At 47.5% G+C, this 850-nt stretch carries 1 protein-coding gene and 1 pseudogene; both read left to right on the forward strand.

Annotated features, from left to right (window positions below):
- On the forward strand, positions 1-464 hold a 464-nt coding region (gene nrfD / locus R8N49_RS26015), incomplete at its 5' end, for an NrfD/PsrC family molybdoenzyme membrane anchor subunit (RefSeq protein ID WP_318190314.1).
- Positions 465-473: 9 nt separating this feature from the next.
- Positions 474-850 (forward strand): annotated as a pseudogene (locus R8N49_RS26020) (heme lyase NrfEFG subunit NrfE); the annotation flags it as partial.

Below are 850 nucleotides of genomic sequence, written 5' to 3' on the forward strand. Positions count from 1 at the left end.
TATCGGCACTTAAAACCTACCCGATGCTTAACAATCCGGTGTTGCCGATTTTGTTCCTATTCTCAAGCCTTTCTTCGGGCGCAGCGGCATGTTTGATGTTCGGAATCTTAGTGTTTAAAGAGCCGACATCCAGTCCTAGTGTGTCATGGGTCCATGGCTTTGAACGTCCGGTTGTATTATTCGAGTTGTTCGTTTTAGTCACGTTCTTTACTGGCCTGATTTTCAGCGGGGGACAAAACGAAGTCGCAGCTTGGAATGCAATATCCAACGGCTTTTGGGCGCAGTGGTTCTGGGTTGGTGTTGTGTTGATTGGTATGTTGATGCCGCTAACATTGAACTGGTTAATGCCTTCTGAAGTTCGCCATAAAGGTAGTTACGTCTTTGTCGTGACAACATTGAGTTTGGTCGGCGTGCTGATGCTGCGTACGTTCATACTCTATGCTGGTCAAATGACCGTTGTCTAAGGAGGAACAATGGAGGCTGAACTAGGGTTCTTCTTACTGATTTTCGTCGCAATGGGGGCGAGTTGTTCCGCTGTACTGCATTGGTATCGCCGTGCAGCGGCTAAGCCCATTATGTTAGAACACCAACTTGCGACCTCACATCTCATCAGTTTGGCCTCTGTTGTTTGTCTATTACTGCTGATTGTCTGTTTTATCCAAGACAATTTTGCTCTTGAATATGTGGTCACTCATTCCAACAGCCAATTGCCAACCGCTTACAAGGTTGCAGCGGCATGGGGGGGGCACCAAGGCTCCATGCTGTTTTGGGTCGTGACGCTCAGTTTATGGGCATCATACATTGCTCTTAGTTCTCCGATTAACCAATGCTACACCGCAGATTGCCTTGG

Source organism: Vibrio sp. 1978, from assembly GCF_033344345.1.